Genomic DNA, 15,761 nt, shown 5'->3' on the forward strand with positions numbered 1-15,761 from the left:
GCGCTCAGCCTTCCTTGCCCGAGCCGGCGGCGACCTTCGTGGCCAGCGCGTCGGCGTTCCTGGTGATCGACGAGCCGCCGCTGCGCAGGGTGGAGAACTCGTAGGCGCTCTCGGCGTGCTCGGCCTCGTCGATGCCCGCGACCTCGTCCTCCTGGGAGGCCCGGAAGCCGATGGTCTTGTTGATGACCCAGCCGATGATGAAGGTCAGCACGAACGAGTACACCAGCACCACGCCCGCCGCGGTGGCCTGCTTGCCCAGCAGGGCGAGGCCGCCGCCCGCGAACAGGCCGTCCTGGCCGGCGGAGTTCACCGAGGTGGTCGCGAAGAACCCGATGAGCAGGGTGCCGACGATGCCGCCGACGAGGTGCACGCCGACGACGTCGAGCGAGTCGTCGAAGCCCAGCTTGTACTTCAGGCTCACGGCCAGGGCGCAGACGATGCCCGCGATGAAGCCGATGGCCAGCGCGCCCATCGGGTTGACGAAGCCCGCGGCCGGGGTGATGGCGACCAGGCCCGCGACCGCGCCGGAGGCGGCGCCGAGGGTGGTGGGCTTGCCGTCGCGGAACTGCTCGACGATCAGCCAGCCGATGACGGCGGCGGCGGTGGCCACGGTGGTGGTGAGGAAGGCGACACCGGCGAGGTCACCGGCGCCCAGGGCGGACCCGGCGTTGAAGCCGTACCAGCCGAACCACAGCAGGCCCGCGCCCAGCATGACGAACGGGAGGTTGTGCGGGCGCATCGACTCGCGCGGCCAGCCCTTGCGCTTGCCCAGCACCAGGGCCAGCGCCAGGCCCGCGGCACCGGCGTTGATGTGCACCGCGGTGCCACCGGCGAAGTCCAGCGCCTGCAGCTTGGTCGCGATCCAGCCGCCGACGAAGTCGGTGCCGGTGAAGCCGTTGAAGTTGAACACCCAGTGCGCGACCGGGAAGTAGACCAGGGTGACCCAGACGGCGACGAACACCGTCCAGCCCCAGAACTTGGCGCGGTCGGCGATCGCGCCGGAGATGAGCGCCGCGGTAATGATGGCGAACATCAGCTGGAAGACGATGAACACCAGGTGCGGGATCTGGTGGCCGTCGACCCACGGCTGGTTGGCGTCGGTCGGCGCGGTGCCCACCAGGGTGCCGACGACGCCCTTCATGCCGAGGAAGTCGCCGCCGCCGAGCAGGCCGCCGCCCACGTCGTTGCCGAAGGCGAGGCTGTAGCCGTAGAGCACCCACAGCACGCTGACCACGGCCAGGGCGATGAAGCTCATCATGATCATGTTGAGCACGCTCTTGGCGCGCACCATCCCGCCGTAGAAGAAGGCGAGCCCCGGCGTCATGAGCATGACCAGTGCCGCGCTCGCCAACACCCAGGCTGTGTCTCCTGCGTTCACATCGTCCTCCCGTGAACTGTTGATTGCGGGAAGCATCGAGTGGGCCTGTTTCGCAACCGGGTGCGCCACGTTTCCCCGTCGTGAACTCCGCTCCTGGTCCTGTTACGGCCAGGTTTCCCGCCGGGAGCGCGCGGGGACGGCGGCAGACCCGTGGCTGTAACGTGACCTCGCCATGCTTGACGCACCGGGCATCTACGGCCGACTGGCCCGCCGCCTCCCCCACCACGCCGGTTCCGCGACATCGGGGCTGGTCGGCGTGGGTGTCGCGGAACTGCTGGTGCCCGGGGCCGCGCGGGAGCGGATCGCCGCGTCGTCCGATATGCACCGAACCGACGACGCGCGGGTGCTGGGCACGCTCTGGTGGTACTCGCTCAGCTCGGTGCTGTTGGCGCCCACGGTGGAATCACTGGTGGTGACCGGGACTGCCCTCGACCCGGGGGCGGTGACCGTCTACATCCACCCGGATGGGCGACTGCTGGCCGCCCGGTCGGACGCGGTGAGTCCCGACCCGGGGCGGGCGCTGGCGGCGGTGATCGGCTCCTTCGCCCGGCTCCTGGCCGACCTGCTGGACACCTCCGAGCGGCCGTTCTGGGCCATCGCCAGCGATTCCCTGGCGAATCGGGTGCTGTGGGCCGGTGGCACCGGGGAAACGGCGGTCGCGCTCGCGCGCGGTGTCGGAGCGTCACTGCCGGTGCCGCGCTTTGTTTCCGTGCGGGGTCATGCGGTGGTGCGGCGCTCGTCGTGCTGCCTGCTGTACCTGGCCGGGTCGGCGAAGTGCACCAGCTGCCCGCGCCAGGAGCCCGCGGAGCGCGAGCGCAGGCTGCGCGCCGCGTTCGGCGGCTAGTCCGCCCCCGGCACGACGGGGGGGTGCGCCCGGGCAACGGCTTGGAGACCCACAGACGCGTCGACGCCCCGCCGCGACGTGCGCGGCGGGGCGTCGACAGTGCGCCGGGGTCCGGCGCGGTGCGTCAGATGACGGTGACGCCGGTGGCCTGCGGGCCGCGGTTGCCCTGGCCGACCTCGTACTGCACGCGGGCGTTCTCGTCCAGGCTGCGGTAGCCGCCGCCGTTGATCTCCGAGTAGTGGACGAAGACGTCCGGGCCGCCGCCGTCGGGGCTGATGAAGCCGAAGCCCTTCTCGGAGTTGAACCACTTCACGGTGCCCTGAGCCATGCGCTTCTCCAGTCGCATCGGGTGTTCGGCGCGTGCTCGGTCGAGCGCGCCGGGCCGCGAGCGCGGAGCAGACTGTGGATCCACCGGTGGAGCGCTCGCTGAAAAAACTTCTGCGAGCGTCATGGGGAACGAACACAAAAATCTTCAACCTCCACCAGTAGAGCACGCCGCGCGGCGTTGGTCAACGTGGCCGACACGGAGGGTTGCGTCGGCGTGTACGCTGGGTGGTGCACGCGTTCCAGGGCGGCCGAGGACCTGCCCGCGCGGCCCGAACGCACAGCACGACGCTGCACAGCACGACGCAGCACCGGACGGCGCAGCACGAGGCAACGACGCAGCACCGGTCAACGACGCAGCACCGCCACACCGGACGTGCGCCGCGACCCGCCCCAGCCCCACCGCTCCCGCGCCACGGCGCGGTCGCCAGCGGTACCACCAGACCCGGTCCTCACCTGCTCGGGCACCCGCCAGAGCAGTCCCCACCGGAGGAGAACCCCATGAGCGCCACCAGCGCACCCCGGCCCACCAAGGCGCCGGTCGTCCCCCTGACCTTCAGCCACGTCGACACCCAGGCCACCCGCGAGGCCGCGCCGCACGAGGACAGCGCGCCGCAGGCCCCGCGCACCGTCCACTTCTCATCCCCCGTGCGCGCCGCCCGCTAGTCGGGTCCCCGCGCGAAAACCGCTCGGGCGAAAACCGCTCGGGCGAAGGGACGAGCCCTAGCCCTGGACCTCCGCGAAGCGGCGGAGGAGGTCTTCCCGCCCCGCCGGGGTGAGCGCGCCGTGCAGGCGCATGCGGGCCATGCCGCCGTCGGGGTGGATGTCCAGCCGCGCGTGCGTGACCTCCCGGGCGCCCGCCGCGCCGTCGAGCGCGAAGCGGTGCGGGGTGTCGGGTTGCAGGCGGGTGCGCGGCAGCAGCGGGAACCACGCCGCGGGGTCCTCCGGGTCGCCGGAGCGGGCGTCGCACCCGGACACGGTGGCCCAGCCGGGGGCGTTGCCCTTGAAGTGGGTCGTGTCCAGGTCGACGAAGCGGACCACGCCCGCCGCGGCCAACTCCACCACCACCCAGTCGTTGCCCGCGTCGCGGCGGCGGGCGGTCTCCCAGCCCTCCCCCATCACCTGCGCGTGCCCGGGGGCGATGAGGTTGGCGGGGGTCGAGTAGAACATGTTGCTGCACGAGACGACCCGGCCGCCGTTGGCCAGCGCCGCCAGGTCCAGCGCGGACAGGTCGAGCAGCGCCGGGTCGGCCACGGGCGAGCCGTGCACGCGCAGCCGCGCCACCCCGCCGTCCGGGTGGATGGTGAGCTTGACGTGGGTGTACCGGCGGGTCGAGGTGACGTCGAACGGGTTGCGCGTGTCCCCGGCCAGCGGCGAGCGGGGGACGACGACCTCCCATTCCGCGGCCCGCAGCTCCTCGGGGCTCGGGTAGCCGCTGACCGCGCACGCCGACACCGTGCACTCGGGCGGGTAGTTGCCGGTGAAGAAGGCGGTGTCCACCACGACACCGGCGATCACCCCGGGCAGGCCCAGGCGGACGATCGCGGTGTCGTCACCGGGTTCGCGGCGCCTGCGGGTCTCCCAGCCGTCGTACACCTGCCCCTTGTGGCCGAAGGTCTGCGGGCGGAACCCCGGCGGCGCGGGGGTGATGAGGTTCTCCCGCTCGGCGAAGGTCTCGTCGTTGGCCCACAGCACCGACCCGCCGACCCGGCGCGAGGCCAGGTCGACCAGCGCCACCCACGCGCGCTCGCTCATGCCACGCCCCTCTCCAGCAGCGCGCCGCGCGGTTCCTGCCCGTCGGACACCAGCGCCCCGCGCAACCAGGTCTGCCGCACGGCACCGCGCAGCTCCACGCCGTCGTAGGGCGTGACGGGGTTGCGGTGCGCGAGCGCGCGGGCGTCCACGGTGAACCGCTCGTCCGGGGCGAACACCACCAGGTCGGCGTCGCAGCCCACGGCGATGCGGCCCTTGCGCCGCAGGCCGACCAGCTCGGCGGTGCCCCCGGCCAGCCAGCCGACGACCTCCGCCAGCCCGATGCCCCGCGCGGACGCCCCCGTCCACACCGCGGGCAGGCCCAGTTGCAGGCTCGACACCCCGCCCCAGGCGGCGCCGAAGTCGCCGGTGTCGAGGCGCTTGAGGTCGGGCGTGCACGGCGAGTGGTCGCTGACCACCACGTCGACCACGCCGTCGCGCAGGGCCTGCCACAGCAGTTCGCGGTTGGCGGCCTCGCGGATCGGCGGGCAGCACTTGAACTGCGTGGCGCCGTCGGGGACGTCCTCGGCGGTGAACGTCAGGTAGTGCGGGCAGGTCTCCACCGTCAGCCGCACGCCCTCCGCGCGGGCGGCGGCGATCGCGCCGATGGCGTCCGAAGAGGACAGGTGGACCACATGCGCGCGCCCGCCGGTGGCGCGCGCGGCCTCGATCACCCAGCCGATCGCGGAGTCCTCGGCCGCGCGGGGGCGGGAGGCGAGGAAGTCCCGGTAGCCGCGCCCGTGCGGGGCGTCGGCGACGATGGCGCCGTCCTCGGCGTGGGCGATCAGCAGCGCGCCCAGCCCGGCGGTGACGGCCATGTGCTCGTGCAGCTCGCGCGGGGACAGGTGGCCGAACTCCTCGACGCCGGAGTCGAGCAGGAAGCACTTGAAGCCGAACACCCCGGCCTCGTGCAGCGCGGCCAGCTCCCCGGCGTTGCCCGGCACCGCCCCGCCCCAGAAACCGACGTCGACGTGCACCCGCCCGCGCGCGGCCCGCTGCTTGACCCGCAGGGCGTCGAGGTCCACCGTCGGCGGCAGGCTGTTGAGCGGCATGTCGACGATCGTGGTGACCCCGCCCGCCGCGGCGGCCCTGGTCGCGGTGGGGAAGCCCTCCCAGTCGGCGCGGCCGGGGTCGTTGACGTGCACGTGGGTGTCCACCAGGCCCGGCAGCAGCACCTCGTCCTCGGCCAGCTCCACCACCCTGGCGCCCGCCGGGTCGGCGTCGTGGGGCAGCACGGCGGTGACGCGCTCGCCGGAGACGCGCACGGCGGCGGGGCCCTCGACGCCGTCGACGACGGCGCGGCGGGCGCGGAACAGCAGGTCGGTCACCGGGTCCTCCGCTCGATCAGCGCCGTGAGGTCGTCGGCGCCCAGTCCGCAGTGGCCGACGACCTCGTCGGCGGTGAGGGCGCCGCAGTCCACGGCCCGGCGCAGCGACAGCGCCAGGGCCGCGGCGGTGGCGGGCTCGTCGAGCACCGCGGTCCCCGTGCTGCGGGCGACGTAGGCGGCCAGCCGGGCGCCGTCGGCCGCGGCCGAGGTCAGGTGGTGGGCGTAGACGGCGGCGTAGCGGGTCACCAGCTGCGCCGGGTGCAGGTCCCAGCCCTGGAAGTAGCCCATGCGCAGCGACCGCCGCACGAGCCGGTAGTGCGTGCGCCAGTTGCGGTGCACCACCTCCCGGTCGCCCACCGGCAGCAGGTTCGTCGACCCGTCGGACAGGCGCACCCCCGTCCCGGCCGCGCCGACCTGCATGGCGTGCTTGGCGAAGTCGGCGGCCGGGTGGTCGAGGTGCTGGCTGCCCGCGCCGAGCCCGCACGCGGCGGTGTAGTCGTAGGTGCCGAAGTGCAGCCCGGTGACCCGGCCGGAGCCCGCGGCGATCAACCGGGGGACGGCGAACCGGCCCTCGCCGTCGACCACCGCCTGGGTGGTCTCGACCTGGATCTCGAAGCCGAGCCGGTCGAGGCCCAGCGCGGTCTCCAGCAGCGTCAGCACCCCCACCAGGGTCTCGACCTGCTCGGGCATCGTCACCTTGGGGAAGGTGATGGTGAACCCGGGAGGCGGCGCGCCCAGCTCGGTGAGCAGCAGGTCGAGGGTGCGCAGGCCGCGGGTGAGCAGTTCCGGGGTGTCGAAGGACTTCATCCGGATGCCGCTGCTGAGCAGGCCCCAGCCGCGGAGCAGGGCCGCCGCGCGCAGGGCGTCGGCGTCCTCGGCGGCGTCGGCGCGGGTGCCGTAGCCGTCCTCGAAGTCGACCCGCAGGTCCTCGACCGGTTCGGCGGCCAGCTTCTCCCGCACCCGCTGGTGGACCGGTCCGGCCAGGGCGTCGTCGAGGTCGAGCAGGGCGGCCAGGTCGGCGGCGGAGGGCAGGTGCTCGTCGAGGGCGGCCAGCGCGGCGGCGCCCCACGCCGCCGGGGTGCCCGCGTCCACGCGGTCGGCGGGCACGTAGCAGGTGTGCACGGGCTGGCGGGTGCCCGGGTCGCCGGGGTAGCGGGCGGCGCGCTCGGCGTCCGGGGCGGCGAGGCGGGCGGTGGCGGCGGCCAGCAGCGCCGGGTCGAGGGAGGTCGGCATGCCTCAGATCCGCTCGTAGGCCGGGACGGTCAGGAAGTCCGGGTAGTCCTCGGCCAGGGCCACCTGCTCGAACAGCTCCGCGGCCACGTCGAGGTCGGGCAGGTCGGCCAGGTCGGCGCGCACCTCGGCCAGCACCCCGCGCACCAGGTCGGCGGTGACGGTGTCCCCGGTGTCGAGGACGGTGCCGTTGCGCACCCACTGCCACACCTGCGACCGGGAGATCTCGGCGGTGGCGGCGTCCTCCATCAGGTTGTGGATCGCCGCGGCGCCGTTGCCGCCCAACCACGACGACAGGTAGCGGATGCCCACGTCGATCGCCGACCGCAGGCCCGCGGCGGTGGCGCCGCCCGGCGCGCTCGCCAGGTCCAGCAGGTCGCCCGCGGCGACGGTGACGTCCGCGCGCAGCCGGTCGAGCTGGTTGGGGCGGTCGCCGAGCACGCCGTCGAAGACCTCGCGGCACACCGGCACCAGGTCGGGGTGGGCGACCCAGGAGCCGTCGAACCCGTCCCCGGCCTCGCGGCCCTTGTCCTCGCGCACCTTCGCCAGCGCCCGCGCGGTGACCTCGGGGTCGCGCCGGTTGGGGATGAACGCGGCCATGCCGCCCATGGCGAACGCCCCGCGCTTGTGGCAGGTGCGCACCAGCAGCTCGGTGTAGGCGCGCATGAACGGGGCCGTCATGGTGACGCTGTCGCGGTCGGGCAGCACGAACCCCGGCCCGGCGTCGCGGAAGTACTTGATGAGGCTGAACAGGTAGTCCCAGCGGCCCGCGTTGAGGCCCGCGGCGTGGTCGCGCAGCTCGTAGAGGATCTCCTCCATCTCGAACGCGGCCGGGATGGTCTCGATGAGCACGGTGGCGCGGACGGTGCCGTGCGGGATGCCCAGCTCGCGCTCGGCGTGGGTGAACACCTCGTCCCACAGCCGGGCTTCGAGGTGGCCCTCCACCTTGGGCAGGTAGTAGTAGGGCCCGGCGCCGCGCGCCAGCGACTCGGCGGCGTTGTGGAAGAAGTGCAGGCCGAAGTCGACCAGCGCGCCCACCGCGCGCTCCCCGTCAACCAGCAGGTGCTTCTCGTCGAGGTGCCACCCGCGCGGGCGCACCACGATCGTCGCGGGGCGCACGCCGGGGTCCAGCGCGTAGGTCTTGCCCTGGGGGGAGGTGAACTCGATCCGCCCGCGCACGGCGTCGAACAGGTTCACCTGACCGGACACGACGTTCACCCAGTGCGGGGTGTTGGCGTCCTCCAGGTCGGCCAGCCACACCCGGGCGCCGGAGTTGAGGGCGTTGATCGCCATCTTGCGCTCGGTGGGCCCGGTGATCTCCACCCGCCGGTCGCGCAGCGCCTCCGGGGCGGGCGCCACCCGCCACTCGGCCTCGCGCACCGCCCGGGTCTCGGGCAGGAAGTCCAGCGACCGCTCGGCCGCGGCCCGCTCCCGCTTGGCGGCGCGGGCGCGCAGCAGCTCGTCGCGGCGCCCGGCGAAGGCGGTGTGCAGCCCGGCGACGAACGCCAGCGCCGCGGGGGTGAGCACCTCCCCGCCGCGCTCGACGTCCGGCCCGGTGATCTCGATCGCGCTGTCGGCCATGCGGACATACTGACCGCTGGGCCGGGTTTCAGGTACCCGTGGCCCGACCGGGTGGCGTCGAGAGCAGCCGGTGGCGCACGGCGAGCGCGGCCGCCTCCACCCGCGAGTGCACGCCCAGCTTGGTCAGCAGCGCCCGCACGTGGGTGCGCACGGTGGTGGCCGAGACGCCGAGCCCGGACGCCATCGCCGCGGTGCCCGCACCCTCGACGAGCAGGGCCAGGCACTCGCGCTCGCGCGGGGTGAGGTGGGCGGCGAGGGCGTGCGCGGCGGCGGTGTCGGGGGCCTGGCGCGGGGCCCGCCCGGTGGGCACCTCCACGACCACCTCGCCGTCGAGCACCCGGTGCAGCGCGTGGGCGAGATCACGGACGGCGCAGGTCTTGTGCAGGTACCCGGCGGCGCCCGCGGCGAGCGCCCGGCGCACCGACGCCCCGTCGGCGGCACCGGTCAGCACGACGACCCGGGTGCCGGGGGCCGCGGCGGCGAAGGAGGGCAGCGCGGCGAGGGCGTCGCCGTCGGGCAGGGCGCGCTCCACGACGAGCACGCGCGGCCCGCAGTCGCGGACCGCGGCCAGCGCCCCGGCCAGCGTCGTCACCGGGCGCACCAGGAACCCGTGGCCGCCCAGCGCGGGGGCGAGCGCCTCGGCCACGACGGCGTGCCCGTCGCAGAGCACGACCTCGGGCGGCTCGGTGCGGGTCAGCGGGTTCCCCCCGGGTCGGGCACGGCCGAGACGATGACGTTGTCCCGGTAGCTGCGGACGGACCTGTCGAAGGTGCCGCCGCAGGTGACCAGGCGCAACTCCGGGCCGGGGGTGGGCGCGTAGACCTCGGCGGTGGGGAAGGCGGCCTTGGGCGACTGGGTGGTGCCGGTGACGCGGAACCGGGCCGTGGAGCCGTCCGCCCGGCCCACCTCCACCGCGTCGCCGGGGCGCAGGTCGACCAGCTTCCAGAACACCCCCGGCCCGGCGTGCGAGTCGACGTGGCCCGCGAGCAGCGCCGGGCCGACCGAGCCGGGCGCGGCCCCCGCGGCGAACCAGCCCGCGACGGCGGCCGACTCCGGCGGCACCAGGGCGCCGGTGCCGTCGACGGCCAGGTCGACCACGTCGGTGTCGACGCCGATGGCCGGGATGCGCAGGTGCGTGGGCCGCTGCGGGCTCGCGTCGGCGGTGGCGCCGTTCTCCCACGTGGGCGCGGGCCCGCTCGCGGCGTCCTGGTCGGGCACGGCGGCCCAGGGCACCGGGGCGCGCGGGGGCGCGGCGGGGTCGGGGGCGGACTGGCAGCCGCCGACCGCGAGGGCCGCGGCGACCCCGAGCGCCGTCAGCGACCGCCTCATGCCACGCGGCGCCGGACGAGGAGGGCGAACAGGGCACCGGCGGCGCCCGCGGCGGCCAGCAGCCCGAGGGCGGCGGGCGTCGACGGCCCACCGGAGGTGCCCGCCGTGCCGCCGAAGCCGGTCTCCACACCGCCCGCCGGGACGACCTCGGCGCCCTTGGCGTCGGCCTTCACCTCGGCGACCAGCGCGCCCTGCCGCTCCAGCACCAGGACGGTGTAGACCCCGCCCGCGTCGATCGTCACCGGCAGTTCGGTGGACGTGCCGCTGGCCGGGACCACCGTGAGCCGCGGGGCGCCGGAGTCGATGAGGGCGTAGTCGGAGGCGGTGCCGAACCCCGCCTGGTCGAGCACGGTCCGCCCGGACAGGTCGATCTTGAGCTCGCCCGCGTCGGGGGCGGCGTTCACCACGCGCATCCTGGCCTGCCCCGAGGGCGGGAGGGTGATGTCGTCGGCGAGCACCTTCAGCGCCAGCCCGTCGAACTTGCCCAGGCCCGCGACGGTGTAGGCGTTGCCCTCGCCCGCGTCGAGGGTGGCGGAGATGACCGGCGCGCTCGCCGGGTCCGCGCCCGCCGGTCGCATCGCGACGGTGTAGTTGCCCGGCTCGATGCGCTGGTAGCCGGAGATGTCGCCGTAGCCGACGCCGTTGAGCTTCACCGACCAGTCCGGCCGGGCGAAGCTGGTGACGGTGACGTCCACGTCCGGGGTGTCCGGCGACAAGTGCGCCAACCGGAGGTAGGTGCCCGTCGCGGCGGCGGCGGGCAGGAACGCCGACGCGGCCCCCAGGAGGGTGGCCGCGGCGAGCAGCGGGATCAGGGTTCGGCGCAGCGTCGAGCGCATCGGGGTCCTTCGGGGGCACTGCCAGCGGGGACTGGTACCAGCGGGGATGCCCTGTTCATCGTCCGATGTGGCCGCTTGTTTCGCCCCGGCGCGCTACCGCGGCGCGGGGTCGCCGGGATTCGGGATGCGCCAGTCCAGGGCCGCCCCGCCTTCGGCCAGGGGCCGCACGGTCGACGGCGCGTACGGCGACCGCTGCGCCGTGACCCAGGTGCGCAGGGCCTCCAGCACGGCCGGGTCGCCCGCGGGCCTGCCGTCGACGAGGTCGACCACGACCGTGCGCAGCGGCTGCCCGGAGCCCTGCTCGGCGGCGGGGTTGAGCACCGCGCCGACGACGAGCTCGTGCTGGGCGCTGATCTCGGCCAGCACGGCCATCGCGCGGAAGTCGACCCGCCCGGCCCGCAGCTCGTCGCGCACCTGCTGGGTGGCGCGGATGCGCGGGTTGTCCGCCAGCTGCGCGCCCGCCGCGGTGCGGTCCGGCGCGGGCTGGGCGGGGCCGGTGTCGAGCAGCCGCAGCGTGAGCCCGGCGAACCGGGCGACCTCGACGCCCGCGCCGACACCGGTGCCCACCGCGTACTGGGTGTACTCGCCCTCGGGCCGCACCAGCTGGGGCGCGCGGCCGCGCAGGTCGCGCCGCAGGTCGGACAGGAGCAGCGGCGGGGCGGAGAGCGTGGCCCCGGGGGCCGCGGCGGCGAGGAACCAGTCCGCGGCGGCCGCGTGGTCGACCGGCGGCGCGGTCGGCGGCACCGCGCCCACGCCCGCGACGACGACGGCCAGGCCCGCCGCGGCGGCCAGCCCCATCGCCGCGCGGCGCGCGGGCCGCCGCTCCGCCAGCCCGTCGACCAGCGCCGTGAGCACCAGCACCGACCCGGCGAGCACGACCGCCAGCAGCACGTCCGACCCCAGCACGGCCGAGGTCGCCGCGGTGGCCAGCAACCCGGCGGCGCCCGTGCGCGACCGCAGGCGCACCAGGCCGCCCAGCCCCAGCACGGCACCGGCGGTGAGCAGCCAGGCCCGCTGCGACCCGGTCAGCGCCGAGGTCTCCGCGGGGGCGAGCAGGCCGAGCACGCCCAGCAGCAGGGCCAGGCCCGCGCCGACGGCGAGCACGCCCGCGGCGACGGCGACGCGCTTGCGGTCGCGCAGCCGCTCCTTCGTCCCGACCCACCAGGCAGCGGTGGCCACGGCGAACGGGATCACCAGCGCGGGCGCGGTGACGACGGCGCCCGCCACCGGGATCACCGCGATGGGCAGCGCCTTCCACCCGATCCGGGTCGCCAGCGCCAGCGGGACCGCCGCCACGGCGAGCCAGGCGGCGGCGAGCGGTCCGGCGCCGGACCCGGCCAGCACCACCAGCGCGGGCGGGCACAGCGCCACCGCCGCGGTCGCCAGCGCCGCCGCCAGCGGGTGCAGGCGCAGCACGGCGGTCGCCACGAGCAGGCCCAGCGCGATCACGACCGCGCACACCACCGACAGCTCCCGCACGCCGGTGAGCACCGAGGCGTGCCGGTCGAAGCTGCTGGCCAGCGACCCGAACCCGGCGAACTGCGCGGTGGCGGGCGCCAGGCCCTCGGGCACGTCGCCGCCGAACCCGGCCACCCGGCCGAAGACGGCGTCGACGAGGCCGGGCTCGGTGGCCGTCGCGGGCAGCGCCGCCGCGGTGCCCGACACCCGGTGGGCCAGCCCCGCCGCGGCGGCCGCGGCGGCGACCCAGCCCACCACCGGGACCGGCCACCAGCGCCACCACGGCTTGCCCGCGGGCTCCGGGGCTGCGGTGCGCGCGGGGCTCAGCCACGGCGACCGGGCCGCGCGCTCGACGAAGGCGTGCGGCAGCGCGGCCAGGAACAGCACCGCGTCGAGCAGCCGCACGAACGGCAGGAACAGGGCGGGGGCCAGGAAGCGGGGCTGGCGGTGCCGGGCGGCCACGAGCGCGGTGAGCAGCAGGTCGGGCACCCAGACCCCGAGCAGGACCGACCACACCGATTGCAGCCCGAAGCCCACCAGGAACGGCAGCGCCACCAGCACCACCGAGGTCACCGCGCTCTCCACGGCGAACCAGCCCAGCCCGAGCACCTGCGGCCCCCGGCGCAGGCCGTTGCGCCGCACCGCCTGCCAGAACCCCACCGACCACTGCCACACCTGCCGCACGTAGCCGACGAGGGTGTCCGGGTCGCGGGTGCTCACCACCGCGCCGCGCACGACGACGATGCGGCCCAGGCCCTTGCGGTAGACCTGGTTCGACACGTCGAAGTCGGCGGTGGCCAGCCCCTCGGGAGCCAGGTCGAGGTCGGTGAGCACGCTGGTGCGGAACATCCGCGCCGGGCTGGGCAGCAGCCGGGCGGCCTCGCCGTTGGGGCGGGTGCGGATGATCGTCAGCAGCGCCTGGGTGAGGGCGTTGGCGCGGGCGCGGAACGCGGTGAGCAGCGCGCCGAACGGGGTGCGGCGGGCGGTGGTCCAGTCCGTGCGGGCGAACCCGGCGATGGCCACGACCTCGGGGTCGTCGAACATCGGCAGGGTGCGGTCGAGGTAGGCCGGGTGCGGGCGGTGGTCGACGTCGAGCAGCAGGGCGTAGTCGTACTCGTCGACGAGGTGGAACCCGTCGAGCGCGGTGGTGGCCGCGGCGGCGCGGCCCAGCGGCTTGGCCGTCTCGACGACGTTGACCCCGAGGTCGCGGGCCAGGGCGGCGGTGCGGTCGGTGGAGTCGTCGGAGACGACGTAGACGTCCTCGGCGGCGACCATGCGGGTGGCCGAGGCGATCGCGTCGGCGATGTCGGCCTCGGCGTCGTGCGCGGTGATCACGACGGCCACGTCGCCGTGCCTGGCCCCGGCGCGCGGCCTGCGCACGCCCGCCAGCGACCCGCGCTCGCGGTCCCGGCGCAGCACCCCGAGCAGGGCGTTGACCAGCGGACCGATCCCCACCACGAGCAGCGCCAGCAACCAGGCTGGAATCACGAGCGAACCCCACTGTTCTCACCGGGACGGGACCGACCGGCCGTCCGCCGACCGAGTGTCACTCACCGTAGGCGTCATTGCCACCATTGGGGTCAGCCCCCGGTATGAGATTCGCTACGACGACCGGGGGAGATCGCCCCGCTGGGGCACCAGTCCCGCCGCCCGCCCGGCGCTGACGGCGGCCAAACGCGAGTGGACGCCGAGTTTGCCGTACAGCGCGTGGGTGTGTGTACGCACCGTGTTCGACGACAGCCCCAGCCGCACCGCGATCTCCGGCCCCCGCAACCCGTCCACCAGCGCCGCCAGCACCTCCCGCTCCCGCCCCGACAGCGCCGCCAGCGGGTCGCGCCCCTCCCGGTACCGCGCCACCTCGTCCCGGAACGCCCGCAGCACCGCCCCCAGGTGCTCCGGCGGGTACCAGCCCTGCCCGCGGGCCACCCCCCGCACGACCTCGACCACGCGCTCCACCCCCTCCGCCTTCGGCACCCACGCGTCCGCACCGGCCCGCGCCGCCGCCACCACCCGCGCGGTGTCCACGAGCCCGGACAGCACCACCAACCGGGCCTGCGGCGCCCCCCGCCGCACCGCGTCGAACAACTCGCCCTCGTCCACCCGGGAGGTGTCCGGGTCCACCGACACCACCGCGGGCCGGTCCCGCTCCAACCGGGACACCAGGTCCGGGTCGTCGGTGGCGCCCCGCCCCACCACCCACAGGTCCGCCACCTCGGCCAACCGGGCGGCCAGCGCCTCGGTCACCAGCTCGTGATCGTCGACCAGCCACAGCCGCACCAGTTCCACGCCCACACCGTGCCCCACCCCGCACCCCGCGACCACCCCGCGCCGCCCCACCACGAACCGCAATCCCCTACCACGAACCGCAGTGCGGCGGTGAAATCTACCCACAGGCCCCGGGGGACCCCCGATTTCCATCCTCGCGCAGGGGACCGACAGAACAGTGCCCGGAGCCAGGGGTTGTCCACAGGCCGGCCGAGCGAGGGCAGGCCGAGCGCGGACGGGTCAGGGGCGGGGCGGGTCAGGCCGGCGCGGGGACGTCGACCAGGACGCGGTCGTCGTCGGTGACGACCTCGACGCGGTCGATGGCGGAGCGGGTGATGGAGGTGCTGCCGGGGATGACCTCGTCCTGCAGGGAGCTGCTGGACCACCAGCCCGCGACCTCGCGGTTGCCGTCGCGGCCGCGGACGACGAGCTTGCAGGGCTTGCCGGGGGGCACGTCGCGCAGGGTGAGCTTGACCTCGGTGCCCCAGGCGCGGTCGATGAGCTGGACGTCGGCGCGCACGCCGCTGGTGGAGTCGGTGGCCGACCAGCTGACGCCGGGGCCCGCGGGGTCGCCCGCGCGCAGCAGGGAGTAGCCGATGACGCCGCCGACGGCGAGGGCGACGACCGCGGCGGCGGCGCTGAGCAGCACCCGGTGGCGGGCCCAGCGGCCGGGTGCCGCCGGGGCGGGGGCGGGCACGACGGCGAGGTCGGCCGCGGTGGGCTCGACGGCGTCCTCGAAGTCCTCGACGCCCACCCGGTGCAGCAGCCCGGGCAGCGGCGACAGCCGCACCAGCTCGGCGCGGCAGTCCGCGCAGCCTGCGAGGTGGGCCTCGAAGTCGGCCCGCTCGGCCGGGTCGAGCGCACCCAGCAGGTACGCCCCGAGTGACGTGGTCCGCGCGCAGGTCACAGCTCTGTCACCCCTCGCTCCTCCAGCGCGTTCCGCAGCGCCCGCAGCGCGTAGAACGACCTCGACTTGACCGTGCCCGGGGGTATCCCGAGGACCTTGGCGGCCTCGGCCACCGTGCGGCGGCGGTAGAACAGCTCCGCGATCACCGCGCGGTGGTCGCGCGAGAGCGCGCGCATCGCCTCGGCCACCTGCCAGCCCTGCAGGACCTGCTCGAACTCGTCGCCCGAGCGCGGCCAGTCCTTGTCCTCGATGGGCACCTCGGCGACGCGGGCGCGCTGCCTGCGGTAGCCGGTGATCACCAGGTTGCGCGCCACCGTGTACAGCCACGGCCCGGCCTTCTCGGCCTCCAGGGTCCCGGCGTTGCGCCAGGCGCGCAGCAGCGTCTCCTGGACGACGTCCTCGGCCCGCTGGTGGTCCCCGCCGACCGCCCGCAGCACGAACCCCAGCAGCGGCCGCCGGTAGCGGTCGTAGAGCTCGCGGACGAACGCGTCGTCGGGGTCCGGGGTGGGCACACCCCCTCCTACGCCGCC

General features: G+C 75.4%; 15 protein-coding genes. 2 read left to right on the forward strand and 13 right to left on the reverse strand.

Going from position 1 to position 15,761, the window contains the following annotated elements:
- Positions 1–4 precede the first annotated feature (4 nt).
- Positions 5–1,414 (reverse strand): ammonium transporter, encoded by a 1,410-nt coding sequence (locus BJP25_RS20525; protein ID WP_084794266.1) that lies wholly within the window; start codon positions 1,412–1,414, stop codon positions 5–7.
- Between the two features lie 136 nt (positions 1,415–1,550).
- Here BJP25_RS20525 and BJP25_RS20530 point away from each other — a divergent pair, with 136 nt between their 5' ends.
- Positions 1,551–2,222 carry a (2Fe-2S)-binding protein gene (locus tag BJP25_RS20530; protein WP_143219225.1) on the forward strand — a complete coding sequence of 224 codons (672 nt, stop codon included), beginning with the start codon at positions 1,551–1,553 and terminating at the stop codon, positions 2,220–2,222.
- Positions 2,223–2,346: 124 nt separating this feature from the next.
- Here BJP25_RS20530 and BJP25_RS20535 read toward each other — a convergent pair whose 3' ends face one another.
- Positions 2,347–2,550, reverse strand: coding sequence for a cold-shock protein (locus tag BJP25_RS20535; protein WP_075976618.1), 204 nt, complete (start codon positions 2,548–2,550; stop codon positions 2,347–2,349).
- Between the two features lie 497 nt (positions 2,551–3,047).
- On the opposite strand from BJP25_RS20535, the gene BJP25_RS34275 reads away from it, so the two are divergent.
- Positions 3,048–3,212: a hypothetical protein gene (locus BJP25_RS34275; RefSeq protein ID WP_158075692.1), complete on the forward strand. Its 165-nt coding sequence runs from the start codon at positions 3,048–3,050 to the stop codon at positions 3,210–3,212.
- Between the two features lie 57 nt (positions 3,213–3,269).
- Here the strand turns inward: BJP25_RS34275 and alc are convergent, their stop codons facing one another.
- The 11 genes from alc to BJP25_RS20590 form a co-directional block, all read right to left on the reverse strand.
- Positions 3,270–4,301, reverse strand: coding sequence for an allantoicase (gene alc, locus BJP25_RS20540; RefSeq protein ID WP_075976619.1), 1,032 nt, complete (start codon positions 4,299–4,301; stop codon positions 3,270–3,272).
- Positions 4,298–5,626, reverse strand: coding sequence for an allantoinase AllB (gene allB / locus BJP25_RS20545; protein WP_233158182.1), 1,329 nt, complete (start codon positions 5,624–5,626; stop codon positions 4,298–4,300). Before allB ends, alc begins: the two co-directional genes overlap by 4 nt.
- A complete protein-coding gene (locus BJP25_RS20550) occupies positions 5,623–6,858 on the reverse strand; it encodes a DUF6986 family protein (protein WP_075976620.1) in 1,236 nt (411 codons plus the stop codon). Before BJP25_RS20550 ends, allB begins: the two co-directional genes overlap by 4 nt.
- A gap of 3 nt (positions 6,859–6,861) precedes the next feature.
- Positions 6,862–8,436, reverse strand: coding sequence for a malate synthase A (aceB, locus tag BJP25_RS20555; RefSeq protein WP_075976621.1), 1,575 nt, complete (start codon positions 8,434–8,436; stop codon positions 6,862–6,864).
- A 28-nt stretch (positions 8,437–8,464) separates the two neighbouring features.
- On the reverse strand, positions 8,465–9,106 hold the full coding sequence (locus tag BJP25_RS20560; protein ID WP_233158183.1) for a response regulator transcription factor: 642 nt from the start codon (positions 9,104–9,106) through the stop codon (positions 8,465–8,467).
- Positions 9,107–9,129: 23 nt separating this feature from the next.
- Positions 9,130–9,765, reverse strand: a complete 636-nt coding sequence (locus BJP25_RS20565) for a class F sortase (protein WP_075976622.1) — start codon at positions 9,763–9,765, stop codon at positions 9,130–9,132.
- Positions 9,762–10,601 carry a DUF4397 domain-containing protein gene (locus tag BJP25_RS20570; RefSeq protein ID WP_075976623.1) on the reverse strand — a complete coding sequence of 280 codons (840 nt, stop codon included), beginning with the start codon at positions 10,599–10,601 and terminating at the stop codon, positions 9,762–9,764. Before BJP25_RS20570 ends, BJP25_RS20565 begins: the two co-directional genes overlap by 4 nt.
- 93 nt (positions 10,602–10,694) lie before the next feature.
- Entirely contained in the window at positions 10,695–13,547 is a 2,853-nt protein-coding gene (locus BJP25_RS20575; RefSeq protein WP_084794268.1) for a glycosyltransferase, read from the reverse strand.
- Positions 13,548–13,661: 114 nt separating this feature from the next.
- On the reverse strand, positions 13,662–14,345 hold the full coding sequence (locus BJP25_RS20580; RefSeq protein WP_075976739.1) for a response regulator transcription factor: 684 nt from the start codon (positions 14,343–14,345) through the stop codon (positions 13,662–13,664).
- 235 nt (positions 14,346–14,580) lie between these two features.
- Positions 14,581–15,231: an anti-sigma factor family protein gene (locus tag BJP25_RS20585; protein ID WP_075976625.1), complete on the reverse strand. Its 651-nt coding sequence runs from the start codon at positions 15,229–15,231 to the stop codon at positions 14,581–14,583.
- Positions 15,228–15,743 carry a sigma-70 family RNA polymerase sigma factor gene (locus BJP25_RS20590; protein WP_075976626.1) on the reverse strand — a complete coding sequence of 172 codons (516 nt, stop codon included), beginning with the start codon at positions 15,741–15,743 and terminating at the stop codon, positions 15,228–15,230. Before BJP25_RS20590 ends, BJP25_RS20585 begins: the two co-directional genes overlap by 4 nt.
- Positions 15,744–15,761 lie beyond the last annotated feature (18 nt).

Source organism: Actinokineospora bangkokensis, assembly GCF_001940455.1.
Classification (GTDB): Bacteria; Actinomycetota; Actinomycetes; order Mycobacteriales; family Pseudonocardiaceae; genus Actinokineospora; species Actinokineospora bangkokensis.